This is a genomic window from Paraburkholderia phytofirmans OLGA172 (assembly GCF_001634365.1).
In the GTDB taxonomy this organism is placed as follows: Bacteria; Pseudomonadota; Gammaproteobacteria; order Burkholderiales; family Burkholderiaceae; genus Paraburkholderia.
In genome coordinates this window covers 1,364,529-1,391,167 of the sequence record NZ_CP014578.1, presented here as the reverse complement: position 1 = coordinate 1,391,167, position 26,639 = coordinate 1,364,529, and the positions used below count along the sequence as shown (strand labels likewise).

16 protein-coding genes are annotated in these 26,639 nt (G+C 64.3%); 1 reads left to right on the top strand and 15 read right to left on the bottom strand.

The features are described 5' to 3' along the window. Positions 1 to 9: 9 nt before the first annotated feature. From AYM40_RS05995 to bcsB, 3 genes are read right to left on the bottom strand one after another with little or no spacing between them, the layout of a single operon-like run. Positions 10 to 3,894, bottom strand: coding sequence for a cellulose synthase subunit BcsC-related outer membrane protein (locus AYM40_RS05995; RefSeq protein ID WP_082855150.1), 3,885 nt, complete (start codon positions 3,892 to 3,894; stop codon positions 10 to 12). Between the two features lie 29 nt (positions 3,895 to 3,923). After that, positions 3,924 to 5,267: a cellulose synthase complex periplasmic endoglucanase BcsZ gene (gene bcsZ, locus AYM40_RS05990; RefSeq protein ID WP_063495422.1), complete on the bottom strand. Its 1,344-nt coding sequence runs from the start codon at positions 5,265 to 5,267 to the stop codon at positions 3,924 to 3,926. Between the two features lie 3 nt (positions 5,268 to 5,270). Further along, on the bottom strand, positions 5,271 to 7,646 hold the full coding sequence (bcsB, locus tag AYM40_RS05985; RefSeq protein ID WP_063497861.1) for a cellulose biosynthesis cyclic di-GMP-binding regulatory protein BcsB: 2,376 nt from the start codon (positions 7,644 to 7,646) through the stop codon (positions 5,271 to 5,273). 526 nt (positions 7,647 to 8,172) lie between these two features. Here bcsB and AYM40_RS38055 point away from each other — a divergent pair. Beyond that, entirely contained in the window at positions 8,173 to 8,334 is a 162-nt protein-coding gene (locus AYM40_RS38055) for a DUF1328 domain-containing protein (protein WP_035551387.1), read from the top strand. A gap of 228 nt (positions 8,335 to 8,562) precedes the next feature. Here the strand turns inward: AYM40_RS38055 and rfbC are convergent, their stop codons facing one another. The 12 genes from rfbC to AYM40_RS05930 form a co-directional block, all read right to left on the bottom strand. Beyond that, positions 8,563 to 9,114 carry a dTDP-4-dehydrorhamnose 3,5-epimerase gene (gene rfbC, locus AYM40_RS05980; protein ID WP_063495421.1) on the bottom strand — a complete coding sequence of 184 codons (552 nt, stop codon included), beginning with the start codon at positions 9,112 to 9,114 and terminating at the stop codon, positions 8,563 to 8,565. Positions 9,115 to 9,229: 115 nt separating this feature from the next. Then, entirely contained in the window at positions 9,230 to 10,225 is a 996-nt protein-coding gene (locus tag AYM40_RS05975; RefSeq protein ID WP_063495420.1) for a GlxA family transcriptional regulator, read from the bottom strand. Positions 10,226 to 10,904: 679 nt separating this feature from the next. Continuing rightward, the gene (locus AYM40_RS05970; RefSeq protein ID WP_063495419.1) at positions 10,905 to 11,939 is read right to left on the bottom strand and encodes an NAD(P)/FAD-dependent oxidoreductase; all 1,035 of its coding nucleotides are present in this window, start codon (positions 11,937 to 11,939) and stop codon (positions 10,905 to 10,907) included. Next, positions 11,909 to 14,428, bottom strand: coding sequence for a hypothetical protein (locus AYM40_RS05965; protein WP_082854961.1), 2,520 nt, complete (start codon positions 14,426 to 14,428; stop codon positions 11,909 to 11,911). Before AYM40_RS05965 ends, AYM40_RS05970 begins: the two co-directional genes overlap by 31 nt. A 341-nt stretch (positions 14,429 to 14,769) precedes the next feature. Next, positions 14,770 to 17,943 carry a multidrug efflux RND transporter permease subunit gene (locus AYM40_RS05960; protein WP_063495418.1) on the bottom strand — a complete coding sequence of 1,058 codons (3,174 nt, stop codon included), beginning with the start codon at positions 17,941 to 17,943 and terminating at the stop codon, positions 14,770 to 14,772. 13 nt (positions 17,944 to 17,956) lie between these two features. After that, positions 17,957 to 18,088 carry a hypothetical protein gene (locus AYM40_RS43235; protein WP_256390476.1) on the bottom strand — a complete coding sequence of 44 codons (132 nt, stop codon included), beginning with the start codon at positions 18,086 to 18,088 and terminating at the stop codon, positions 17,957 to 17,959. Positions 18,089 to 18,092: 4 nt separating this feature from the next. Then, the gene (locus AYM40_RS05955; RefSeq protein WP_063495417.1) at positions 18,093 to 19,454 is read right to left on the bottom strand and encodes a TldD/PmbA family protein; all 1,362 of its coding nucleotides are present in this window, start codon (positions 19,452 to 19,454) and stop codon (positions 18,093 to 18,095) included. Further along, positions 19,454 to 20,890 carry a TldD/PmbA family protein gene (locus AYM40_RS05950; protein ID WP_063495416.1) on the bottom strand — a complete coding sequence of 479 codons (1,437 nt, stop codon included), beginning with the start codon at positions 20,888 to 20,890 and terminating at the stop codon, positions 19,454 to 19,456. Before AYM40_RS05950 ends, AYM40_RS05955 begins: the two co-directional genes overlap by 1 nt. Next, on the bottom strand, positions 20,883 to 22,544 hold the full coding sequence (locus tag AYM40_RS05945) for an ABC transporter ATP-binding protein (RefSeq protein WP_063495415.1): 1,662 nt from the start codon (positions 22,542 to 22,544) through the stop codon (positions 20,883 to 20,885). The genes AYM40_RS05950 and AYM40_RS05945 overlap by 8 nt, the downstream gene beginning before the upstream one ends. Further along, entirely contained in the window at positions 22,541 to 23,656 is a 1,116-nt protein-coding gene (locus tag AYM40_RS05940; protein WP_063495414.1) for an ABC transporter permease, read from the bottom strand. Before AYM40_RS05940 ends, AYM40_RS05945 begins: the two co-directional genes overlap by 4 nt. Then, positions 23,610 to 24,662, bottom strand: coding sequence for a microcin C ABC transporter permease YejB (locus tag AYM40_RS05935; RefSeq protein WP_063495413.1), 1,053 nt, complete (start codon positions 24,660 to 24,662; stop codon positions 23,610 to 23,612). The genes AYM40_RS05940 and AYM40_RS05935 overlap by 47 nt, the downstream gene beginning before the upstream one ends. An 8-nt stretch (positions 24,663 to 24,670) precedes the next feature. Then, positions 24,671 to 26,575, bottom strand: coding sequence for an extracellular solute-binding protein (locus tag AYM40_RS05930; protein WP_063497859.1), 1,905 nt, complete (start codon positions 26,573 to 26,575; stop codon positions 24,671 to 24,673). Positions 26,576 to 26,639: the final 64 nt, after the last annotated feature.

Here is a 26,639-nt window from a genome sequence, read left to right as displayed (position 1 = left end):
CAGCGCCGCTCAAAAGCTGGAGTAGAGGCGCACGGGCCTCGGCGACAGACTGTTGTCCTGCTTGCGCCCGTCGAAGGTGTAGCGCATGTACAGCAACGCGGAACTCGGTGCGTAGTCGTGCGAACGGTCGATGCTCAGTTGCGCGCCCGCCACCAGATACGGATTGAAGCGGTACTGCACGATGCCGCTCAATCCATACGAGAACGCCACGCCGCGCGTCGAGCTGGCCGTATTGACGAGGTTGCTGAAACCCGGCGCCGAGCTCGCCGTATTCCACAGTCTGTTGAGCGCAGGCGACGCACTGTTCAGCGCGGGCAAACCGTTCGGGTAATACGGCGAGTCCTTCTCATACGAATTCGACACGCCGACGTTGGCCGTCAGGTCCCAGTTCAGCGCATCGCGCCGGCCCGCCCATTCGATCGGCACGCCGAGCGACAGATAGCGTTGCGGGCTGTAATAACCGCCCTGCCCGAACGAATAGAAACGCAGATTATTGGTGTAGTGCCAGACGTTGCCGACCAGCCCCGTGCTTACCAGCGTGTTGACGCGTTGGTAGACCGGCAGCGTGAAGCCGGTGCGCAGGGTGACTGCCTGGTTGCTCGCCACGTTGCGGCCAGTCAGCATCCCCGCGCCGACATCGGCGAACACGCTGGTCGTGCCGACATCGACCGACGTATGGAAGTCGATGCCATCGCGGCGCACCCCGCCCCACACGGCGCCGGTCACCGGATCGTGCATGCCCGCGTACGACAGCAGGCTGCTCGTCTCCGGACGGCGCGAGCCGCTGATCGAAAAGCTCGCCGGTCCCGCATCGAACTGGTAGCGCACGCCGCCAACCATGTAATGCACGGGAAAACCGAGCGGCGTCGTGCCGAAGTCGAAGCGCCATGCGTCGGACGTATAGCCGGCGCCAAGCGCGACGCCGGTGGCCCACTGATGCAGATACTTGCGGTCCACGTAGTCCGCGATCGTCCCAGCTGGAATGCCGGGCGAGCGCGCCTGCTGCAGCAGATTGTCGGCCACGCCGAGGGTGCCGAACGCGTCGAGCGTGGACGGGTTGGCGTGGTCGACATCGAGCGTGCCGGCATCGATATGAACCGTATCGGCGTGGAGGAAAAAGTGGCCGTCGTAGCGATAGGGAATCTGCAGGTACACGGGCGCTTGCCACGCGCGAAACTGCGAAATGCCGGCGTCGCCCGACTTATAGGCGGGTATCCACGCTGTCTCGATCTCCGGGTTGCGGCGTTGCTGCAGATCGGCCAGCGCGGCTTGCGCGGGCGTGCCGTCGGGGCCGGCCGTCACCTCCGCCGCGCGTTCCTGGGTCAACGACAGACGGTACAGCGATTCGGCTTCCTCGTACTGGCCCAGATCCTCGGCAAGGCGTCCGCTTTGCACCGTCACGTCAGGCCGCGCCGGATAGGCAACCCGCAAGGCCGAGGTGATCTGCTCCGCTTCCTGCGGGCGGCGCAATGCCGCCAGCCGGCGCGCCGCGGACAGCCGCGTATCGACGTCGTCGGGTGCCGCGCCGTCGATCACTGTGCGCACGAGATCGAGCGCCGAGCGGCGATCGCCGCTTTGCTCCAGCACCCGGGCGAGCGCCAATTGCGCGTCCGGATCGTTCGGCGTGGCGGCCAGCACCGGCGCCAGCGCGGCGCGCGCGGCCGCATAGTGCCCCTGCAGCCGTTCGAGATCGGCGACTTCGAACGCATACCGTTTGTCACGCCGGCCGGCCCGGCTGACACCGGCGAGCAACTGCCGCGCCGCGGCGTAATCCTGGCGATCGAGCGCCTCGTCGGTCTGGCGCAGGATCGAGCGCAGCGCCTGGTCTTCGAGGCGCGCGCGTTGCGCGGGGCTCAGTTGGGCGTCGCTGCGCAGCGACGTCAGCCACGTGTCCAGTTCGTGATTGCGTTTCGCGCTGCCGAGCAGATCGCCGTAACGCAGACGCACCTCGGCGTCGGTCTGCTGCGGATGCGTGTCGATCCAGTTCTGCAGCAACGCCAGGCCGCGCTCGGGTTCGCCCTGATCGATCCACATCGAGCCGGCCGCGGCCAGCAGGTTCGGATCGTCGCCGGCCAGCGAGCTTGCCCGGTCGAGCGCGTGTGCCGCCCCGGCACGATCGTCCTGCGCGAATGCGACGCGTGCTTTGGCGAGCCACTGCTGCGCTTGCAGGCTGCGCTCGAGCGCACGCATGCCGTCGGTGCGGTCCCGGTCGGCGATCGGCGCGAGCACGGCTTGCGCGCCGCCAAGGTCGTCGAGCGAATTGCGATAGAGCGCGCTCGCATAGCGCATTTCGGGCGACGCCGATGCCGCCAGGCCCTCGTCCATCACCCGCCGCCCGAGCTGCGGCAGACCCAGATCGCGATACAGTCGCGCGAGCGCAAACCGCGTCCACGGTGCATCGGGCGCGAGCCGCAATGCCGCTTCGTAGCACTGCGCGGCTGGGCCGCGCTGGCCCGCCGCCAGCAATTTTTCCGCTTGGCCGCTGAGGATGTCGGCGCGCAGTTGCGCGAGGCCCTGGCGGTCGTCGGCGGCAGTGAAACGGCTTTGCAATGCGTCGAGGAGCGGCGCGACCTGAGCCGCGCGGCCGGTGTTCTCGAACAGCGTCTGGGTACTGCGCACCGCCGACAGGTTCGGTTCGCGCGCCGTCAACAAGTCGCGCAGCAAGGGTTCCGCGGCGCTCCAGTTGCGCTCTGCGAGCAGCGCGTCGGCGAGCATCAGTCTGGCGTCGGCGTTGGCCGGCTCCATCGCGAGCGCGGCGCGCGCAGCCCGTTCGGCATCCTGCGGCCGCCCGGCTGCGGCGGCCTCGCGGCCCTGCGCCAGCGTGCCCCAGAACTGCGCGGCACGCGCGAGGCTTTCCCATTTCCCGCGATTGTCCGGCGCGAGCGCGGCCGCGCGCAGAAACAGCGTGCGGGCTTCGTCACGCCGCCCTTCGCGCATGCGGAGCAGACCGAGGCCACCGACCGCCTCGGCGTCGTTCGCCCGGGCTTGGGCAGCCCGGGAGAGCAGCGGTTCGGCCGTCGTCAGATCGTTGCGCGCGAGTGCCTGCAGGCCGCGTTGCTGCGCGATGTAGTCGGGATTGCGTTCGAGTTGCCGCTGCGCCTCCAATTGCGCTTCGATCACGCCGACCCGATCCTTGAATTCGGTGTCGTCCGGCACGAGTTGCAGATAGGCGCGCAGCGCGCCGAGATAAGCCGGGTCCGCGCCAGCGGATTGCAGCACGTGCCGCCACGCGTCCAGCGCTGCCGAGCGATCCGAATCCGGCCGCGTGGCGAGATCCCACGCGATGCGGTTGGCCTCGGCGCGCGTCTCGCCGCGCGCGTTCAGCAGATTGGCGAACACCAGCGCCGAATCGACATCCGAGGGATCGGCGGCGATCCGCTGACGCAATGCAGCGATCGCCTGCACGCGGCCCTCGGGCGTGCCGGCAATGATCTGGTAGTACTCGGCGCCGAGCGAACCCGACGGCGCGCCGCGCGGAAACAGTGCAACCAGCCGCCGTGCCGCTTCGGCGGACTGGCCGCTGCGCGCCATCAGGCGGATCGTCGCCAGTTCCTCGCGGCCATTCGTGGCGACGCGGAACTCGTCTTCGATCTGCTGCGTGGCAGCCGTACCGGGCGCCTTGCTCCGTAGCCGCACCAGCGTCGTCTGCGCGGCCTGCGCCTGGCCGAGACGCAACTGGATGCGCACCTGCTGGGCCAGCAGCGCAGGATCGTCCGGCGCGATCAGCAACGCCTTCTGGATCGCCTGCAACGCCAGATCGTCACGATGCTTGGTCGACCACATGCGGGCCGTCGCGAACAGGCGTTGCGCGGCGGCATTTTGCGACGGCACGGCCGTGCCTGCCTGCGCGCTTGCCTGCGCGCCTGCCCATGCGGCGACCGGCGCCACGTGCATCGCGAGGCCGAGCAGCCACGCTGCGCACGTTACCGGGAAGCGGCGCGACACGGCGAACTCCAGCCCAGGTTGAGTGTGCCGTCGGCGGCAAAGCGATAGCGGCCATCGCGCCAGCCCAGTCCGAACAGACTCAGCACGCTGGTGTAATAGCCGGCCGGCGTTGCGCGGTCGAGTTGTTCCATGCGCGCGATCTGCGCATCGCCGAGCGCACGCTGGCCGCTCGCGTCCAGAAACGGCACGGCCGCCGCCGAGAAGCCGGCGTTACCCATGTTCGCGCCGACGCTGCCGTTCGTCGTATCGACCTTTTCCGGCGGAGCGCCGTGCGCAGCGATAAAGCCGGCGAACGGTGCAAGGCGCGTGAGCAGCGGTTGCGCGAGCGGATCGCGTGGATCGAGCATGCCCGCCCACAGATAGACGCGAATCGCGTTGTAGGCGCTCTCGGCCCGGGTTTGCGAGTCCGGTGCGAAACCGTGTTTGGCGCGGTACAACGCCCAGTCAGGTGAAAAGCCGTGCGGCGCGGTGTCGAGCAGGACCTGGCCGGTGCTGGCGAGAAGGCGCGCCCAGCGTGCGTCGTCCGGCAGCCGCGTGCCGATGCCGCGGACCACCTGCGGCGGCGAATAACTCGGATTGACCCGCCAAACGTCAGGCGCCGGATGAAAGCCCACCGGGCCCGGCAACAGCGTCAACCCGAGACCGGCAACGCTGGCTGTTTCCTCGTCGAGCACGCGCTTCGCGAGTACCGCGCCACGCGCTGTATAGCTGCGCTCCTGCCATGCGCGGCCGGCTTCGAGCAGCGCGTAGGCGATCCACAAATCGGCATCGGACGAAGCATTCGCGTCCAGCACGCCCCATTGCCCGCTGTCGGAGCGGCCCCACAACCAGGCCGGCAGATGCGCGGTCAGGTCGCCTTGCGCGAGATGCTCCTCGGTCCAATGCAGGATCGAATCGAAGGCCGTGCGGTCGTCGGCGACGAGAGCGAAGAACAATCCGTACGATTGCCCTTCGGATACCGTGCGCGAATCGGCCGAGCCGACGTCGATCACGCGCCCCTCGGGCGAGATGAAATCGCGCTTGAACTGCTGCCAGCGCGGCCATGCGGGTGCAGCACAACTACCTTGCGCAGGACTGACGGGCCCGTTTGCCGTAGCCGTAGCCGTAGCCGTAGCCGTAGCCGTAGCCGTAGCCCTAGCCGGCAGCGGCAGGCCCGCGGCGAACGCGCCGCTCGCGAGCGTGGCGGCCACGCCGGTGACCACGCGGGTCAACATACGGGCGGCAACCGTTGCGCGTACCACCGACGCGAGGCGCGTGCGCGCGCCCGCCAGGGCCCCGCCCGGCGCAAACCGCTGCGACGCTTTCCATTTCACCGGCAGCATCGATCAGACTCCCCGGCGGCGCGCAGCCAGTTCCTGCAACGCGGTGAACGCCCCGATCGCCAGCAGCAGCCCGGCGATTGCGCCGAGCACGCCGAGCAGGATCGGATGCTGGATCGCCTTGCTCCAGAGCCGCGCATACCAGGGCACATACCCCACCAGATACGGTTCGCCAACCCGCATGCTGTCGACTTCGCCACCGCGCACCAGCGCTACGTCGCCCTGCAGTTGCGAGACCCGGTCCGGCTTTTCCAGCACGTCGAGCAGCTGGATCAGCTGGCGCTGATCGGTGGCCGTCAACGCGACCACGCTGCGTCCTTTGCTGCCGGGCAATTCGAAGCCCATCAGCGCGGCGAGCGAGCCGTCGCGTTCGAGATGCGCGCTGCCGTCCGGCAGATGCACGCCGTTGCGCCACTGCTCCTTGACCGAAAACGAGGCGCGCGTGACCGTGCCGCCTTCGCCCCCCGTTGTGCCGTCGTTCGAGTTCGCGCCGATGGTCAGCGGCAGCGCTTGACGCCAATGATCCAGCACCGGCGCCGAACCATTGCCACCGATCACCAGCAGATCCTTGCCGGTCAGCTGCGCGATGTCGGCCGGCCGCGCGATCTGCACGCGCAGCGCCGGATAGCCGGTCCATTGCCCCATGTGGCCGAGCATCGTCAGCAATGCTTCGAGTTCTTCGGCTGCGGGATGCGCCGGGATCACCACGGCCGTCTGCGCCAGATCGGCATAGCGCGTGAACGGGAAGCCGCTATTCGAGAAGTACGCGAGATTCGGCATCTGCGCGAAGTGAACGAAGTTCGAAAAGTCGATCGTCGAGTCCGGGTCGACCGCCGCCTGCACGGGATTCGACGCGACGCTCTGACACAGCCCCGTCTTTTGCGAATCGAGATTGAAGCGCAATTGCAACTGGTTCGAGCTGCCGACGCGAAACGCCGGAATATCGAGCGCACTGCTCGAACGGTTGCCGCTCGCCGACAGCACCGGCAGTTGCAGGCGGCCCTGCGCATCGTCGGCGCTGGCCGGCGCGAGCCGGTACGACTTGACCAGTTGATCGTTGATCTGCACCGCGAGGGTCGAGTTGTTCTGCACCGTCGGCGCCGTGTAGCGGTACTTCAGATTCAGCGGCACACCTGCGCCGTTCCATGAGAACAGATCGGCCGGCACGCGCAGGTTCAGACGGATCGCGTCCGGCGAACTGCCGTGCACCTGCAGCTGATTCGGATCGTCGATCAGCTCCCTGAAAGCGACCGGACGGTCCACCGGCAACCAGCGCGGCGCGTCATAGGGCTTGCGCGGCGCGCCAATATCGATCTGCGCGACCTGCACGGCGGGGCCCGCCATCGCCGTCCTGCCGAGCACGAGCGCGGCGGCCGCCTGATCGACTTCAGCAGCGGTACGGCCCGTCACGATCAGCAGTTTCTTGTCGACGGACGCCGGATTGTCGGTGACGATCAGCAGCGGCCCATTGACCGGCGGCAGCTTCAACGCCGCGGGCAACTGCGCGCTGCGCGCCACCACCACGGCCTGATCGTCGGGCGGCAAGGTGGACGAGGCCGGAAACCGCGCCTGACGATAATCGGCGAGCGCGCCGAACCACGAGGCCAGCACCCCGGCGCTGCGCAGCGTCGCGTTGTCGGCGTCCGCAGGCAGCACGAACGGTAGACGCAGGCGGCTCACATCGCGCCGGTCGAAAAACGGCGCCGGCAGCAACGCGAGATCGTTAGGCAAGCGAATCGGCGAGGTGTCGAGAATGATTTCGCTCGTTGGACTCACATCGGCCCACAGCGCCGAGTTTTCCGGGTCTTCGCAATGTTCAAGCGTGTAATGCGCAATGAGCCGAAGGCCAATCTGGTTGTAATCCGTCAGGAACCGCGGATCGAGCGGGATGTCCGTCGTGACGATCTGCCCTGCATGCTCACGATCGAACGGCACGGTCGCCACTACTTCGTTGTTGATCGACACCTTGAAGTGCGAGATCGGGAACACCAGCGCCGGCGAATACGTGTAGCGCAAACGCAACCATGCCGCGGTCACCACATGATCGAGCCGCACGCCGACGTTGACGACGCGCGCGTCCTCGAGACCGCGCAGATTCAGCGGCCGATAGGCGCCCAATGCGGAGAACGCCATGTGCACCGTGGTCGAACCGGCGACGCTGCTCGCGGCATTGGACGCGTTCATTGCGTTCGGCGCGTTCGTTGCCTGCGCGCTGTTGGCAGCGGCGGCCGGCGAAACGGGCGACGGCTGGGCAGCGGCAGCGGACGACGGAACCCGTGCGGCAAGCGCGGGCAGCGCGGAAGGCGCTGCGGCCAGCGTAGCGGCATACAAGGTGCCGAGGAGCGCCGTCAGCGACAGGCAAAACGAAACAACAGGTTTCATGGACAGATCAGCTTGTTGGACATCGGCCATCCGCCCCATGACCGCCCGGGACTTCAATGCGAATTCGGCCTGCCGCAGAAGTTTGCGGGGAACGTGAAAAACGAAAATACTTTATGACCGCGATGCCGCCGTCTACGCGTGTATACGGACGATCCGGCGAAACCTTGAATGTCGAGCGACATGACGGACGCGGCCAACACATGAACCGTGTCCGGCATAGCGTGCCGGATGCCTGCTTTTCGCATACTTTTCGTGGCCGGTCGCTTAGGCGTACGGGCGCCATTTGGCGCGCCGAAAGATATCACAAATTTGTGACAATTGAGGGTTCAGGTTTCCGGTTTGTGTTCGGCGGCTCCTTGGCTCATTTCTACGCGCTTTGCGCCTCCGATTCGAGTGCGCTCTTCACGCCCTGGGCACATCTATTGCGGTATCTCGCTCGCCGGCGACAACCCGTCAAAGCACGCTGTGCCCACAACGAGCAGCCGTTTTTTAACTTCACTCCAGCAATCCATCGGTGGGAGGCCCCATGCTTCGATACGCTGTAATCTTCTTTATCATCGCGATCATCGCCGCGGTATTCGGCTTTGGCGGCATCGCCGCAGGCGCAACGGAAATCGCCAAGGTCCTGTTCTTCATCTTCGTGGTGATCTTCCTCGTCACCCTGCTGATGGGCGTGATGCGACGCTGACCTCCGCATCCGCCGAACAGGCGTAGCAAACACCCGCCCCGGCGCGAGGACCCACAGCGCGTTGCAATACTTGCCACACGGTATTGCAATAGTTGCCGCCCGCCCCGGGGTTTTTACCGCTAGCCCGCCCCCTCACGCCGCGCGCGCATCGACTCCGGCGCGTGGGCGCCGTGGCGGCGACACGTTGAACGGCGCCGAACGGCGCTGAACCGCTCCCGCGTGCAGCCCTCAGGCAAAATTTTCCGCTTCGTAGAGACGCCGGCCCGCTGCGTCCTTCGCGCCGAGGATTGGCTCGATGTCGCTGGGCCACGCGATGCCGATATCAGGATCGCGCCACAAGATGCAGCGCTCGAGTTCGGGGAACCAGTAGTCCGTGGTCTTCCAAAAGCATTCGGCAACGTCGGACAGCACGACGAAACCGTGCGCGAAGCCCGGCGGCACCCACACCTGCCGCCGATTGGCCGCGCTCAGATAGGTGCCACTCCACTTGCCGAAGTTCGGCGATTTGAGCCGCACATCCACGGCGACGTCGAACACTTCTCCCGCCACCACCCGTACGAGGCGGCCTTGCGGACGCTGCACCTGATAGTGCAGCCCACGCAACACACCACGCACCGCCCGCGAATGACGGTCTTGCACGAAGTTGAAACCTTGCGAGACGTCGTCGGCAAACTCATCCGCGCTGAAGCTCTCGAAGCAGAAACCGAATTCGTCGCAAAACACCTCGGGCTCGATGAGTTTCACCTCCGGCAATGCCGTCGCCATTACCTTGTTGCCCATGGCCACTGTGCTCGTAAGATGCCTGCCCGGAGAAAACACGGCCGCCGATGCGCACGCCGCTACCCACGCTCCCACCGGCAATGAGGTGCGCCGTCTGCATGACAGCGGCGCTTGCTTACGCCTCGCTCGCCACCCGGCTGCGCGCGCGATATTCGGTAGGCGAGAGCGCCATGCGTTTGCGGAATATCTTCGCGAGCCGATCGCCGTTGCCAGTGCCGCTGCGGCGCGCGATCTTGTCGACCGGCAATTCGGTTTCGGTCAGAAAGTTGCAGGCTATACGCAGCCGCACCTGCAGCAGATAGTCAGAAGGCGTGACCTGCATTTCATGCTTGAAGCGGCGCAGAAAGTTGCGCTCGCTCATCGCGGCCACCTGCGCGGCGTCGGCAACCGACACCGGACGATCGCAATTCGCCTCCATCCAGCGCGCGGCGGCACGGATTTTCTCGGCCACGCTGAGTGTGCCGCCTTCAGCCGGCAGCGGCACCCAGTTGGCGGCCATGCCCGGCATGACCCGATCCGCGACGCTGCGCGCGAGTTCCGCGCCGAGGTCGCGCTTGATGAACATCAGCGCACTGCGCGCACAGTCGTTACGATCGTCGGCGGCGCTGCGCGCGGCATCGGCCGTGGGGCTGCCCAGATAGCGGTTCACCTGAAGGCCGTCGTGCTCCGCGCGACCCGCGGCTTCCAGGACGAGACGGCCCTCGCCGATCGTCTCGATCGCACGGGTACGCGTTTGCACCGATCGCAGCCAGCCCAGCAGCGGTTCGTCCAGCGCGGCCTCGTGTGCGCCGTAGCCGCCTGCGATGAACAGCACGTCGAAGCCGCTGCCGTAACGTGTGTCGATACGGTCAGTCCAGATTCGCGCCGACGAAGAACTCGCGACGCTGCCGCCGTCCATCGACAGAAACTGAACTTGATACGGCGGCTCTTCGCCGGCCCGCGAGCCCGAAAGTTCGTTGGCGGTCTGGAACATCTCGACCACCGTGCCAGGCCCGAGCAGCCAGAAGCCGTCAAACAGCAACACGCCGATTCGCCGCGCTGCACTACGCACGTTCAGCGTCGGCGTATGTAACCAGGTAATCCTCGCAGTATCCAGATGCATGTGCGGCATAATCTATCCCCAAACTGTCGTACGTTGTGGACCCCGCTGCCCGTCGGCCGGCCGATATGGACGAATTTAAATACCGGCGGATGAAAACCGCCGGTATCGCCGTTTCACGGATTATGCGTGATGTTAGCGGAATACTTCTCTATAGTAAATTTCAAAAACAAATCGGCATCGAGAAAGTCAATGTATGAAGAAAACGATTATTGCGTGTTTCATATGACTTTCGGCATAGGATCCGGCATAGCGGCAAGCCATACCGGACCGCCATTCGCAATGAGACCGGCAAAGCTTACGTGGACTTGCTTTAAGGTCCTCACTGCGGGTGCGCGAATTTATCGCGAATCGCCGGATTTGCGGCAGTGATTCACCACAATCGAATCCAAAAAATGTTTCAAAAATGAAATCGAAACCTCGCAAATAATGAACATTCAATCCGGCATTTATTCGCAAATCGGGAATTTGTCGACAGTGTCAATGCGACAACCGCACATCTATCGAAACATTTATGATTCAGCATTTCGACGCCGGTCCCTCACCCGAGTGAAAATGTTTCCATAATGAAACATCCAGCCTCTTTTACATATGACTAATTACCCCCTTCACTGGCGCCATATCGGGTAAAAATCAGACGATTCAGCGGTCCTTTGCAAATCCCGGCGACGCCGGCCGGCTAGTGCGAGCCCTAGCCAAAACCGCTCACGCCGAGCTCGCGGTAAAAGTGCGCCAATTGCGCGGCATCGGTGTTGAACCAGTCCTCAAGCCAGTCGTGATAGGCATGCGCGGCATCGTCCGCCGAGGCCTTGTCGGCAAGCACGGCGGCGATCAGATGCGCTGCCGTCACGCCTGACAAGATCGCCTTCAGCACGCCATGCGACGAGGTGGGGTCGAGCACGGCGGCGGCATCGCCGACCATGAACCAGCCCGGACGCGCAACGTCGCCCGCGATCCGCCAGGTGACGTCGGCGCCGCGCGATGGCCCTTGTGGTGCGAGATGGCGCAATTCGTCGGGCATCCAGTCCGCGGAAACCTTCTCGCCGTTCAAGGACACTCGGGTCCATTGATACGTACCCGGCCGGATCATCGCGGTCCATATCCAACCCGATGCATCACCGTTCATCTGCGGCGCGGCGTCGCGTTGCGGACACGTTCCGTTCGCATAGCCATAACGCGCGATCAGTTGCGGCGAGCGTGATGCGGCGTCGATCCCCAGTTGCCGGCGCAGCCACTGCGTGCAACCGCTTGCGTCAACCACGACGTGCGCCGTCACCGGTTCGCCGCCCGCGACGACGCCGCGCACCACGCCATCCCGCATCAGCAGTCCCGAGACCGCGCAAGGCTGGCGCACGAGCGCACCCGCTTCGGCGGCGCGCGCCAGCAGCATCGCGTCGAACGCACTGCGCTGCACCTGGAAACCACGCCATGCGCCTTGCACGTCCTGCCCAAACAGTTCGAAGCGCCGTGCGCCGTTCCAGTCGATCCAGATCCCCTCATAGCGCGCGCCGGTCACCGACGCGAGCCGTGCGCTGCCGATGCCCAACTGCTCCAGTACTGGCTCGATGCCCGGATGCAACGTCTCGCCCGGACGTTCGCGGGTGAACCCTTCGCGCTCGAACAGCCGCACTCGCAGCGCGCGAGCCGTGCAGGCAATCGCAGCCGCACTGCCGGCCGGGCCACCGCCAACGATCACTACATCGGTATCGTATCGTCCAGTCGCCATGATCCGCCGCGATTGATAAGGACTACTCTGCCATCTGAATAGGCCGTTGCCTCTTCCTCGATGTCCACCAGCACCTTACGAACGCTGCCGGGGTCCGCATGACGCCGGCCCCAGCGGAACATCTCGAAGCGGTAGGAGCGGCGCGCCGGGTCGAGGTCCGCGCCGGTCTGCGCGGCGATGCGAACGAAGTCTGGATCGTCTGGCAGAACCGCGATGAACGAGAACACTGCCCATTGCGCCTTTTCCCACAGCACGCGGTTCACGTCGCCCGGCGCGCCGGGTTGCGGGCGAACACCAAGGCTCCAATACACCGCGGCCATCGCCAACACACGCGCCTGAAAATCCGCAAGATCGATCCGCGACGTGAGCAACGCCGTCATCCGGCCTTGCAGATCGATATGGTCGACGCGACGCTCGTCCTCATACTCGATGACCGGCCGCCCCTGGAAGCTGCCGCGGCGCGGTCCGGACACGCCGTCCCACGGCACGAACCGGTTCTTCATCGGCCCCTCCGTCGACGGCACCATGCCGAGCTCTTCGTCGGTAAGCGGCACCGCCGACGGCCAGGGATACGAGATGCCGCACAACTCCTTGTCCGGTTGATACTGTCGCGTCGCGTCCGGCGCGACGCCGGGCCAGTAGGCGCCGAGCGCGGCGCACAGCTTCACGTCCTCGATGAACGGCGACCCGAGTCCGTGACCCACGAGAAAACGCTTCAATGTGCCGTCCGCACTCAGACGCACGCCCATGCTGGCGTCCCAGCCCGGATCGAAGACACCCGGCGAGCCGTCGGGCAAACCGACCTTGTCGAAGCGGATTGCTCCATTCGCCGTCTGCCGCGTCGCGCTTTCGGGTGCATCGTCCATGCGCTGCGGCATCGAGACGATCGCGCTGACTGTGTCGTCGTCGATCCTGAACAGGCCGCCCTCCAGTTCGATGTTGCCGGCGATGCGCGTCTGCGACAATGCGAGCGGCGGGACCGCCCACAACGCGTCGCGCAGCGGCGCGGGCACGTCGTTACGCCACCACACCATCAGATCGCGCTGGCTCAGTTTGGGCAGGAAGTCCGGCAAGCCGATCATCGCGAACGCCGGCGTCGACGCGACGATGCCTTGACACGCAAGCTCAGGACATGCCGACGCGACCCAGCCGTCGCCGCTGAAATCGACGTAGTGCTGCGCCTCGTAGTTGCCCCGAGCCACGATCTCCATGAGTCCAGGCTCGTCGTTCAGATTGTCGATCCGGTCGTCGCGGACCCGATGGCGCAAGTTGATGAATTGGGGCGCCGGCCGCGCCGTCATCTGTTCGGCGTCGTCGAGATATTGCGGGGAACGCAGCGGCTGTGCGCCAGGCAACACGAGCAGTGACGAAAGCAAAAAACTGCCCGGCTTGCCCGAATAACGCGGATCGACAGGGAACGTGAGCCGCGCCCCCCGATAGCGCGCTTCCTCCACCATCGTGCTGGGCCGCGGCACGAGCACGCCGGGGCCGTGCTGCGCCTCCATCGTCAGCGATCCGATCATTTCGTTGCGGATCGTAAACGGAAACTCTTCCAGACAGTCGCCGGACCAGTTGTTCTCCAGACCCTGTGCATCGAGGAAGCGATGGAATGCAGCCAGCGTGTCGTTCTGCAGCCGGCACCTGAGGGTGACTTGCAGGTCCATCCCGACAATGCATTCCGGCCCGCTGAACAGCTTGTGAACCGGCACCCAGAAATGCCGGCGGTCGTCGTCATCGAGCCGGTCCTGCGGCCCGAACTGCGCCGGCCCGTTCGGGTCGACCGGCCTGCGGACCGCCAGGTACGTCGAGAAGCGGCGCGGAACGACGCGGAAATCGAAGGGGCGGCTTTCGTCGAAGCCGACGAAGCCGCGCAACATCGGTTCATAGCGCGGTTCGAGATTGCCGATCCGCGCGACGCCCGCACGCGAGAAGCACAGCTGCGCACGGCGGCCGTTGACGCCCATCGGTGCGTTGCGGTAGTGAGTCGCGAATGTCGATACGGCGATCGGCCATGCGCCGCATTCGGCGCGCAACTCGCTCAGCGACACGCGGCGAGCCGCAAAAATGTAGTTTTCGAGCGTGTCGATTTCGGCAAGCGTCGGATACGCGCCGAGCGATTCACCATCGCGGCCCGTGACGACCGACGGCGCGGCGAGCGCGTGGTAGAGCAAACTGAAGTCGGGCTGCCCCGGCTGGATCGCAGCGCACCCGGCTGCGGCGAAGTCGCCGAAACCCGCAAAGCGACGCTCGATCCACGGCAGCGGCTTCACGAGCTCCGCTTCGAGGTCGGGCGCCATCATGTCGAAGGCGCCGCCGGTCACGTCCAGCAGCATCTCGCGCCAGCCGGCCGCGCCAAGGCGCTGGCACATCGACCGGACGCTGCCGATCAGCGGACCGGCAGGTGCGGCGCGGCTCATGCAATCGGGCATGTCGTCCAGCGAATGGAAACCGGCCTCGCCGGAGCCGAGAACGTTTTGACGCGATTTCATAACTAGGTAGTCCTACATTAATTGGATGAACTAACGGGTTTCAAAGCACCTCTCTGGATCGCAGAGAAGAGGCCCCCTACTGAAGAGTCGCTGCGTCGCAAATTGTTGAAAATCATGCGACGCCCGCACGCTGTACGCTATGCGGCACGGCGCCGCGGAACTTATGCGGCGCAGATAGCCGATCCGCCGCTATCGGATAGCGTCAGGGCGAGATCGCACAGCGCGCGCGGCGACTGATTTTCTTTACCGGTGGAAAGGGGCATAGGACCATGCTTTGCGCATGGCGGCACGGGGTCGGGGACAGCAGACCCGTGCACGCAGAGGGAGGGCGTTTTACCGGCTCAGCCGGCAACTTCAGCCGAACTACGCGCGCACCGCTTGCGGCGCAGCTCGGCGAGCCGCCGCCTGCTATACGTTAGAGAGGCGACCGCATGAAACGCGACCGGCGCGAACACGAGACCGAACAGCGTGGCCGCCAGCACCCCGCCGAACACACCGGTGCCGATCGAGCGGCGGCTCTCGGCACCCGCACCGCTCGACACCACCAACGGCACGACGCCGAGCAGAAACGCCGCCGAGGTCATCACGATCGGCCGGAAGCGCGCGGCGGCCGCTTCGGTCACGGCGCGCGTCAATGGCAGGCCCTGGCGATATAGATCGCGTGCGAACTGTACGATCAGAATCGCGTTCTTCGCCGCGAGGCCGATAACGGTAATCATGCCGACCTTGAAGTACACGTCGTTTGGCATACCGCGCAGCAGCACCGCGGCGACTGCGCCGATCACGCCGAGCGGCACGACCATCAGCACGGCAAGCGGGATCGTCCAGCTTTCGTACAAGGCCGCCAGCGCCATGAACACGGCCAGCAGCGACAAGCCGATCAGCAACGGGGTGAGCTGTGCCGCCGCGGTTTCTTCGCGCGCCGCGTCGACCCAGTCGTACGAGACACCGACCGGCAGCGAAGCGGCGAGCCGCTCCATCTCCGCCATCGCCGCGCCCGAACTGTAGCCGGGTGCCGCGTGGCCGCTCACGTCGAGTGACGGATAGCCGTTGTAGCGGCTCAGCATCACCGGACCGATCGACCAATGGAGCGACGCGATCGCCGATAGCGGCACCATGCCGCCGGTTGAGTTCGGCACGGCGAGCGCCATCAGATCGTTCTCGGTCATCCGCGTGGCGGCGTCGGCGGCGATCATCACGCGGCGCATCCGGCCACCGGCGGGGAAGTCGTCGATATACGTCGAGCCGAAGGTGCTGCCCAGCACATCGGCGATGCGGTCGAACGGCACGCCGAGCGCGTACGCTTTCGCGCGGTCGATGATGAGTTCGACGCGCGGCGCATCCGGCAGATCTTCCGAATGCACCGAGGCGAGCACCGGGCTCGCCTTGGCCTGCGCGAACAGTTGCTCGCGCGCCGCCTTCAACGCGTCCAGTCCGACTCCGCCGCGATCTTCGAGCCGGAACACGAAACCGTCCGAATGCCCGAGTCCCGGCACGGAAGGTGGCAATTGCGCCTCCACGTCACCGTCGAGAATCTTGTCGAACTTTTCGTTGAGCCGGTCGCGCAACGCCATCGCATCGGTGTCGCGCTTGCCCCAGTCTTTCAGTTCGACGAAGCCCATCGCCACGTTCTGACCGCTGCCGGTAAAACTCCAGCCGATCACACTGGTGACGTGCGCAATCGCGGGTTCGGCGTGCAGGATTTTTTCCATCCGCTGGACCACCGCGAGCGTGCGCTCCTGCGTCGCGCCAGCCGGCAATTGCACCATCACCTGCAACTGGCCTTCGTCTTCGCTCGGCAAAAATCCACCAGGCATTTGCCAGTAGAGCGCGGCGCACACACCGACCAGTACAGCATAGATTGCCAGCATCGGTCCGATACGGCGCAGCGTACGCGCGGTCAGCCCGCGATAGCCGCTTGCGGCCCGATCGAAACCGGACATGAACCGGCTCGCCGCCCGCGCCGCGAAGCCGAGCAGGCCGCGGCGGGCATCGCGTCGACTCACCGGGTGCTTATGCGCTTTCAGCAGATTCGCGCACAATGCGGGCGTCAACGACAAAGCCATGAACGACGACACCAGCATCGACGCGATCATCGCCACTGCGAATTGCCGGTAAATACCGCCGACACCACCCGGGAAAAACGCCATCGGCACGAACACGGCCGTCAGCACCGCGGTCACGCCGACGATCGCACCGCCGATTTGCGACATCGCTTTACGGGTGGCCTCACGCGGCGGCAGGCCTTCTTCTTCCATCACGCGATGCACGCTTTCCACCACCACGATCGCATCGTCGACGAGAATGCCGATTGCGAGCACAAGGCCAAACATCGTGAACACGTTGATCGACAGGCCGCAGGCGTACATCGCGAGAAACGCGCCCATCAGCGTGACGGGAATCACCACCGTCGGCACCAGCGTATAGCGTAGATCGCGCAGGAACAGCCACATCACGAAGAACACCAGCACCACCGCTTCCACCAGCGTGACGAGCACTTCACGAATGGCAATCTTCACGAAATGCGCGTTGTCGAACGGAATTTCGATGGAGACACCGGATGGCAAGCTTTTCGATAGCTCGGCGAGTCGCGCGCGAATCGCATTCGACGTTTCGAGCGCATTGCCGCGCGGACCGAGTTGAATGCCGACGGTCGCCGCCGCTTTACCGTTCAGACGTGAATAGAACGAATAATTGTCGCGTCCAAGTTCGACCCGCGCGACGTCTCGCAAGCGCACCGCCGAGCCGTCGGGCAGCGCCTTCAGCACAATCTGTCCGAACTCGGCAGGCGAGATCAGTTGTCCCTTCACGCTCACCGAGGCCGTCAATTGCTGCCCTGGAACGAATGGCGCGTCGCCCAGCGTACCGGCCGTTACCGTGGCGTTCTGCGCGGCGATCGCGGCGTTCACTTCGGCGGCGCCGAGGCCGTACTCGCGCAGCTTCATCGGATCGAGCCAGATGCGCAGCGCTTCGTCGGCGTCCCACAACTCCGCCGCGCCCACGCCCGGCGCGCGTTTCAGTTCGCGCAATACGTAGCGGCTCAGGTAATCGCTCAATTGCACGGAATCGCGCGAGCCATCCGTGGAAGTGAGCGCGACCAGCATCAGGAACGTGTTGGCCGCCTTGAATACGCTGATGCCCTGCTGCACGACCTGTTGCGGCAAGCGCGGCTCGACCTGCTTGAGACGGTTCTGGATGTCGACCAGAGCAAGATCCGGATTGGTGCCCGGTGCAAAGGTCGCGTCGATCTCGAGATCGCCGAGGTTGTCGCTGGTCGTTTCGTAGTACAGCATATTGTCGGCGCCATCGAGACTCTCCTCGATAATGCTGCCGACGTTGGCATCGACCACTTCCGTCGCGGCTCCCGGATACGTGGCGCTGATCACGATGCGCGGCGGCGCAAGACGCGGATACTGCGCCACCGGCAGTAGCGGAATGGCGAGCGCGCCCGCCACGACAATGGCGAGCGCAACAATCCATGCGAAGACCGGGCGGTCGATGAAAAAAAATGGCACGCAAGGAATCCGTTCAGATTGTCTGGAGGCGCGGCGCGTCAACGAGGCGGGCCATATGCAGCACGTCGGCCACGCGCAATGCGCGCAGCGTCAGACCCTCGGGCAAACTCTCGGATTTGTATTTTGTTTTTATGTCTTGATTCATAGGCTCATAACGTCAATTCAAATGACCTCGTCAGGATGCCGGGCAATTGCATACCGCCCGTGGCGCGCTCGCCCCATGTCGAGTCGCTCAATAGCAATTCCGCTTGCGAGCCGAGTTGTTCGAGTTCGCTGCCGAGCAGGCGATACAAACTGTCGTCGAAACGCATGGCTTCGAGCGGCGCGACGATTTGCCCGTTCTCGACCCAGAAGGTTGCGAAGCGCGTCATGCCAGTGAGGCGGCAATTCATCCGGTCCGAGAAATTCACGTACCAGAGATTGCCGATGTAGAGACCGGTATCGAGTTTCGCCAGCACGTCCTCTTCCAGCAGATCGCCCGCTTGCATCGAGAGCGCCGCCGGCGACTCGTTCGCCAGCGCACCGTTGGGCGCCAAACCGTACTCGCGCGCGCTGCGTGCATTGGTGAGGCGTTCGGCACTGCGGCCGGCCTGGATCAACGGGACGCTTACGCGCAGGTAGCCGTCGTCGTTGAAGCCGGGTGTAATGCCGAGATTCAGATCTTCGCTGATCGTGACACGCGGGTCGACGACGATTTCTCCCACATGCAGCTTGTACAACTCGCTGCGTGAACTCGCCTGGGCGCGAGCGGAGAAACCGCTCCATGCCGTCACGCCGAGCAGTTCCCCGAGCGCCTCGGGCGCCAGATACGAACGATAGCGCCCCGGCGCCAACGCGCGCGGCGTGCGCGCGAGCACGGGCAGACGCGCTGCGGCCTGCTCGACCTTGCGTGCGAAAACAGCATCGCTCCAGTCGTCGCCGGCGTAGGTCGTTTTGATCGCGCGGCCGCTCGGGTCGTAGAGCGACCAGCTGAAATTGAAGTTATCGACTTCGTACCAGCCGCGGCTGCCGCTCGTGGACGCGAAACCGCGCACGATCGTGCCGCCCGCGTAAAAGCCCACGAAATCCAGCCCTTTTGCGCATTCGGCAACGGTGCGCAACAAGCTGTCCGGCTCCGGCAGCTTGCCCGAACGTTGCGTGGCGCGCGCCCATTTCGACGTGTCGAACAACAGATGCGGATCGTCCGCCGCGCCGCGCAGGCTTTCGCGCAAGGTGGCGAGCGCCGCGCTCACGTCGTCCAGATCGTTCTGCAGATCGCCACAGACAGTCAGCGTGGAATAGGCCTGGCGCGCGCCGTCGATCAAACGCAAGGTCAGCTTGCCTTGCGACACGCTGCCGAGCTGCCGCACCAAGCCCTGGTTGAAGCGGATAAAGTCGGACTGCTCGCCGGCAAATGAACTCAGCGTGATTTCCGCGCCTTGCTGCAGGCCTTCGATGGCGTCGGTCAGCGACGTGAAATGCCGCTGCCAGTCGATCGACGTAGCGGAGCGCGCGGACAGGAATTGACTCATCACGCGCCTCCGAATACGTCGACGTTGCTGAACACACAAGCCGGCGAGGCGTGGCCGACGCGAATGATCTGTGCCGGTTCACCCTTGCCGCACATGGACGTGCCGTACACCTCGCGCGTATCCGCGTTCCCTACCGCGCTCAGGCTGCGCCAGAAATTCGCCGAGATGCCACGGTAATTCGGCTGTTTGACGACCTGAGTGAGCTTGCCGTTTTCGATCAGTTGACCGAACTCGCAGCCAAACTGAAATTTGTTGCGATGGTCGTCGATCGACCAGGACGTATTGGTGCGCATCAGAATGCCGTGTTCGATGTTGCCGATCATCTGCTCCAGCGAACTTTCACCGGGTTCGATGTTCAGATTCGCCATCCGGTCGATCGGCGGCCGGTTCCAGTTCGACGCGCGCGAATTCGCCACGCCCGCCATATGCGCGCGCTGCTGCGAGAGCGCGCCGCCGAGCGGGCGTTCGAGCACGCCGTCGCGGATCAGGTATTGCTTGTGCGCTTCGGTGCCGTCGTCGTCGAATGCGTATGCGGCGGCTTCCTCGCGCAGTTCGGGGTCGAAGGTTACATTCAGCAATTCCGAACCGTAGCGGTACGAGCCGAACATTTCTTTCTTGACGAAGCTCCAGCCGGCAAAGTTGCGCTCGTCGCCAAGAATGCGATCGAGCTCGAGCGGATGGCCGATCGATTCGTGAATCTGCAGCATCATCTGATCGGGCATCAGCAGCAAATCGCGCTTGCCTGATGGGCAATTCGGCGCGGCCAGCAATTGGAGCGCTTCATTCGCGACACGCGCCCCCGAGCCGTCGAAGCCGAAGCGCGCCAGCACTTCCATGCCGCCCTGCCCCAGGGTGCCGTAGTTGCCGCCGAGGGTACGCACTTGCGTATCGCCGTCCGCGTGTGCAGCCACGCTCAGTTGCGGCATCACGAACTGGAACCGCTGATCGATCCGCACGCCGTCGCCGGTGATGTAGAGCTGATCGGTATGCGTGATCTGCACGGCCGCGACGCGTTCGACAATGCGTGCGTCGAGGTTCGCGCCCGCGCATTCCACACTCAGGCGGTCTAACCATTCGGCGCGGCGCGGCAACGCATGCTGCGCATTCGGCGACACATAGCGGCCGCTCACGGCAGGGCGCGCCACCTCGCGATGGTCGATCAACGACAAGCCCGCGCACGCTTGCGCGCGAACCGTAGCGAGATCCAGCGCTGCCTGCAGGCCGGCGGCACTCAGATTCGCGGTGGCTGCATAGCCAGCTCCCGCGCCCACCCATGCCGTCAGCATTGCGCCACGATCGCGCACCGTACGCATGGGTTGTGCGATGTCGTTGCGGATCTCGTGATCGTCGATCTGTTCATCGACAATGCGCAGCGACCAGAAGGCCGCGCGGCTCGTAAGCGACCGGGCGGCTTGCGCCCAACGTTCGTCAATCATTGGCGGTTCCGGTAGGCGTCTCTGTTGCACCCGCGCGCGAAACGATCAGCGACGAGGCGAGCAACGACTGGGTATAGGGATGCGACGGCGCGTGCAGCACATCGAGTGTGTCGCCGGCTTCGACGATGCGTCCTGACTTCATCACGATCACGCGATGCGCCATGGCTCGCATCACCGCCAGATCGTGCGTAATGAACAAATAGCTTAGCTTGTACTTTTTCTGCAGATTTGTCAGCAGATTCAACACCTGTTTCTGGATGGATACGTCGAGTGCACTGGTCGGCTCGTCGAGCACCAGCAATTCCGGCTCGACCGCCAGGGCGCGCGCAATTGCAATGCGCTGGCGCTGGCCGCCGGAAAACTCGTGCGGATAGCGCAGCATGGTGTCCGCGGGCATCCCCACTTCCTCCAGCAAGCCACCCACGCGTGCGCGCCGCGCCTTTGCGTCCATGTCGGGCTGATGCATGGCCAGGCCTTCGCCGATGATCTGCTCCACCGTCATGCGTGGCGACAACGAGCCGAAGGGGTCCTGAAACACGACTTGCATGCGCGAATACAACGCCCGGCGGGAACGCGCGGTTTTCAACGTGGCAAGCGGCAAACCGTCGATGTGGATATGACCGGCTGCCGGTTGCTGCAGGCCGAGCACGGTTGCCGCCAGCGTTGATTTGCCCGACCCCGATTCGCCGACGATGCCGAGCGTCTCGCCGCGCCGCACACTCAGGTCGACGTCGTGCACCGCGCGAAACGTAGAGCGTCCGAACATGGAGCGCCAGCCTTTCGCGGACGTGCTGTAGTCGACGGCGAGTCCCTGCACGTCGAGCAAGCGCCGCGCACCCGGCTCGACCGGCTCCACCGCACGCTGCGGCTCACTGTCCAGCAGGCGTTGGGTGTAGGGATGCTGCGGGTTGGAGAACAACGCTTCGGTCGTATTGGTTTCGACCAGCACGCCCTTTTCCATCACCGCGACGCGCTGCGCGAAACGCTTCACCAGATTCAGGTCATGCGTGATCAGCAGCACCGCCATGCCACGCTCGGCCGCTTCCTGCTCCTGCAACGCGATCAACAGATCCACGATCTGCTGACGCACGGTGACGTCGAGCGCGGTGGTCGGTTCGTCGGCAAGCAGCAGACGCGGCCGGCACGCGAGCGCCATGGCGATCATCGCGCGCTGCCGCTGGCCGCCGGACAATTGATGCGGAAAACTGTCGATGCGCCGTTCCGGCTCGGGAATGCCGGTGCGCCTGAGCAACTCGATGCCGCGCCGGCGCGCCGCATTCGGCCGCAAGCCCTCGTGCAGGCGCAAGCTTTCGGCGATCTGCTTGCCGATCGTGAAGAGCGGATTGAGCGCCGTCATCGGCTCCTGAAACACCATTGCCACGTCGGCGCCACGCAGGCCGCGCATCTGCTGCTCGGTCTTCTGCAGCAGATCTTCGCCGTCGAGCAGCATGCGGCCGCTCAGATCGGCATGCTCGACGAGACGCAAAATCGACAACGCGGTGACGCTCTTGCCGGAGCCCGATTCGCCGACCAGGGCGACGCGCTCGCCGCGCGCGATCGAGAGGCTGAGTTCATGCACTGCGATCTTGTCGCCGAAACGCACGGAGAAGCGATCGATCTCTAGCAACGGCCGGTTCGGTTTGGCTTCGTTCATCGCGGACCTCCGCCGAACGCCGAGCCGCGCTTGCGCGTATCGAGCGCATTGCGCAACGCGTCGCCCATAAAGGTCAGCAGCAGCAACGTAATCACCAACGCGGCGAAAGCCGAAATCGAAATCCACCAGGCATCGAGGTTGTTCTTGCCTTCCTGAAGCAATTCGCCGAGGCTCGGCGTGGGCGGCGGTACGCCCAGCCCAAGGAAGTCGAGACTGGTCAGCGACAGAATCGCCGCGCTCATGCGGAACGGCAGAAACGTGATCACCGGTGTCAGGCTATTCGGCAGCACATGGCGCCACATGATCTGCCAGTTCGAGAGGCCCATGGTGCGTGCCGCCCTCACGTAATCCAGCGAGCGGTTACGCAGGAATTCGGCGCGCACGTAGTCGGAGAGCACGAGCCAGCCGAACATCGATAGAAGGATAAAGAGCAACCATAGCGTGGGCTCGAAGATCGACGCAAAGATGATCAGCAGGTACAGGTCAGGCATCGAGCTCCAGATCTCGATCAGACGCTGGCCGATCAGATCGGTGCGGCCCCCGTAGAAGCCCTGCACCGCGCCGGTCAATACGCCGATCAGGACGCCGGATACCGTGAGCGCGAGCGCCATCAGCACTGAGAGCCGGAAACCGTACAGCAGCCGCGCGAGCACGTCGCGGCCGAACTGGTCCGTGCCGAGCCAGTTGCTCCGGGTTGGCGGCGCCGGGTAAGGATGGGCGGCGAAGTAGTCGATCGTGTCGTAGTGGAAATGATTCGGCGGATAGATCGCAAAGTTGCCGTTCGATTCGAGCCGCGACCGGATATACGGATCGAGGTAATTCGCACGGGCCGGAAAATCGCCGCCAAAAATCTCCTCCGAATAGTCCTTCACGATCGGGAAGTAATAGTGCCCGTCATAGCGGACGATCAGCGGACGATCGTTGGACAGCACCTCGCCGAACAGGCTGATAACGAACAGCGACACGAAGATCACGAGACTCCAGTAACCGAGCCGCTGCTGCTTGAAGCGCAGCCATGTGCGCCGCCAGGGAGACGGCGACGCCACGTGCGCCGCGCCGGACTGATCAGCGGTCCAGGCGGTTGAATTGGATGCGGGGGTCGACGAGGACATAGCAGACGTCAGCAATGAGTTTGGTTACGAGGGCGATCAGCGTGAACAGAAACAGCGAACCGAGCACGACCGGATAGTCACGGCGAATCACCGAGTCATACGAAAGCTGGCCCATGCCGTCGAGCGAGAACAGGGTTTCGATCAGCAGATTGCCGTTCAGGAAGGCGCCGACGAAGGCCGCAGGCAAACCGGTCAGCAAAGGAATCGCCGCATTGCGCAGCACGTGTTTCCACAGTACGTCGCGCTCGGGCGCGCCCTTGGCGCGTGCGGTCAATACGTATTGACGTCCAATCTCCTCGAGGAAGGTGTTCTTGGTCAGGATCGTGACGATCGCGAAGTTGCCCACCACCGAAGCGGTGACCGGCAGCACGATGTGCCACAGGTAATCGAGCAGCTTGCCGAAGGTACTGAGGTCGTTGAAGTTGTCCGAGGTGAGGCCGCGCATTGGAAACACCTGCCAGAAGGTGCCGCCGCCGAACAGCATCAGCAACAGCACGCCCAGCACGAAACCGGGAATCGCATAGCCGGCGAGCACCAGTACGCTGGTTACGGTATCGAAACGCGAGCCGTTGCGCACCGCTTTCGCAATGCCCAACGGCACCGATATCAGATACGTGAGCAGCACCGTCCATAAGCCGAGCGTGATCGACACCGGCAGCTTCGATTTGATGACGTCCCACACGCTGTCATGCTGATAGTAGGACTGGCCGAGATCGAAGGTCGCGTAGCGCTTGAGCATCAGCATGTAGCGCTCGAGCGGCGGCTTGTCGAAGCCGAACTGCTTCTTGATCTGCTCGATCTGTTGCGGATCGACACCCTGGCTGCCGTGATAACCGCCGCCACCCGCCCCCGCCTCTCCGCCACGGCCAGCGCCGTGGCGGAGTTGCGTCATCACCTGTTCGACCGGCCCACCCGGCACAAACTGCGTGACGACAAAGGTCAGCGTGACCACGCCGAGCAGCGTCGGCACCATCAATAGCAATCGTCTGAGAATGTAGGCAAGCATGCTGTTCCTCAGTGGGCAAGCGCCGTGGTTGAGCCGGCGGACTGCGCCGCCTGGGTGGTTCGAGTTGCTTGTCCGCCCGGCGCTTTCGCGTACCAGTAGTCGATGACCCAGTCTTCGTACAGGTAGGAATTCGGCACGACTTTCGGAAAACCGAGGGCGGTCTTGTAGCCGATGCGAGCGCCCGGTGCGTAGTACTCCGGCACCAGGTAATATGAATAGATCAGCACGCGATCCAGCGCACGGGTCGCCGCTTCCAGATCGTCGAGATTAGTGGCGGACAGCGCGGAGTGAATCAGCGAGTCGACCGCCTTCGAACGGATGCCAGGATAGTTCTCGGAACCGACCTCGGACGCGGCCGCACTACCGAAGCGGCGCGTCAGTTCAGCGCCCGGAATCGTGACCGGCGGATAGATGAAGGTGGTCATGTCGTACTCGAAATTATCCAGCCGCTTCTCGTACAACGCGCTGTCGATTTCGCGCATATGGGCCTGAATGCCGAGCATGCCAAGCGCCTGCATATACGGCAGGATCAGACGGTCCATGCCGGGCTGGTCGTCCATGATCTCGATCGTCATCGGCGTACCGTTGGCGTCGCGCAATGCACCGTCGCGATAGTGCCAGCCGGCCTGCGCCAGCAGATCGCGCGCGACGCGCAAATTACCGCGCAGGGAATTCGGTGGAATCGTGTCGGGTTGTTTGAGCATTGGACCGAACACTTCTGGCGGCACGCTGTCACGCAACGGTTCGAGCAGCGCCAGTTCCTTCTCACCGGGCATGCCGGTTGCGCCGAACGGACTTGCCTCGAAGTAGCTACTGGTGCGCCGGTATTGACCATAGAACATCATCCGGTTCATCCAGTCGTAGTCGAACGCCATCGTCAGGGCATGGCGCACGCGTGGGTCCTGGAACATCGGCCTGCGCATATTCATCAGTATGCCCTGCATCTGCGCGGGACCGTCGGCGAACTCACCCTTCTTCAGCAGTCCGTTGTCGAAGTTCTTGCCGACGTATTTGCGCGCCCACTGCGTCGCGCCGTATTCGACGATAACGTCCGCATCGCCCGCCTTGAAGGCTTCGAGTTGCGTGTAATGGTCGCGATACAGATTGAAAGCGATGCGCTCGAAGCGGAACATGCCGCGTCGCGACGGCAGATTCGCCGCCCAGTAATCAGGGTTGCGGCGATACGTGATCTGCTTGTCGTTTTTGCGTCCCTCGATCAGATAGGCGCCGCTGCTGATTGGTGGCATGGAAGAAATCTGGTCGAATGGCAGACGCTTGCCGTTGGGCTGCATCCCCCATTTCGGCGAAAAGATCGGCAGATCGCCGGCAATCAACGGCGCATCGCGTTCGGGATGCTTGAAATCGAAGCGGATCGTGCGCTTGTCGATCACCGTCGCGCTTTTGATGATGGAGAACTGCGCATTGAAAAGCGGCGAGGCCTGCGGACTCGTCAACGTGTCGTACGAGTACTTGACGTCGGCGGCGGTAATCGGGTCGCCGTTCGAAAAGCGTGCGGCAGGATTGATATGGAACGTCGCCGACGTCAGATCCGGCGCGACTTCGACGTCGTCGGCGATCAGCGGATATTCGGAGGCCAGCTCGTCCCAGCTACGCTGCATCAGCGTATCGAACATCAGATTGAGGATGTCGGGCGCGGGCGCGCCACGCACCAGAAACGGATTCAGCGAATCGTAAGTTTGCAGTTCGCTGTAGTTTTCGAAACTGAGCGAACCGTTGGCCGGTGCGTCGGGATTCGCGTAATCGAAATGCGTGAAATCGGCGGGATATTTCGGCTGGTCGTACTGTGAAATCGACGGCTTCGCCTGTACCGGCATCGAGACAGCGCCAAAGGCGCACAGCGCTATCGCCACGGCCGGCAGGACGCGCGAGAACCGGAACTTCACATGTCTCATCATCAGCTTTGCGTGAGGACACGCACCAGCTTGCGCCCGGCGCGCGGTTCGTCGGATCGACGGG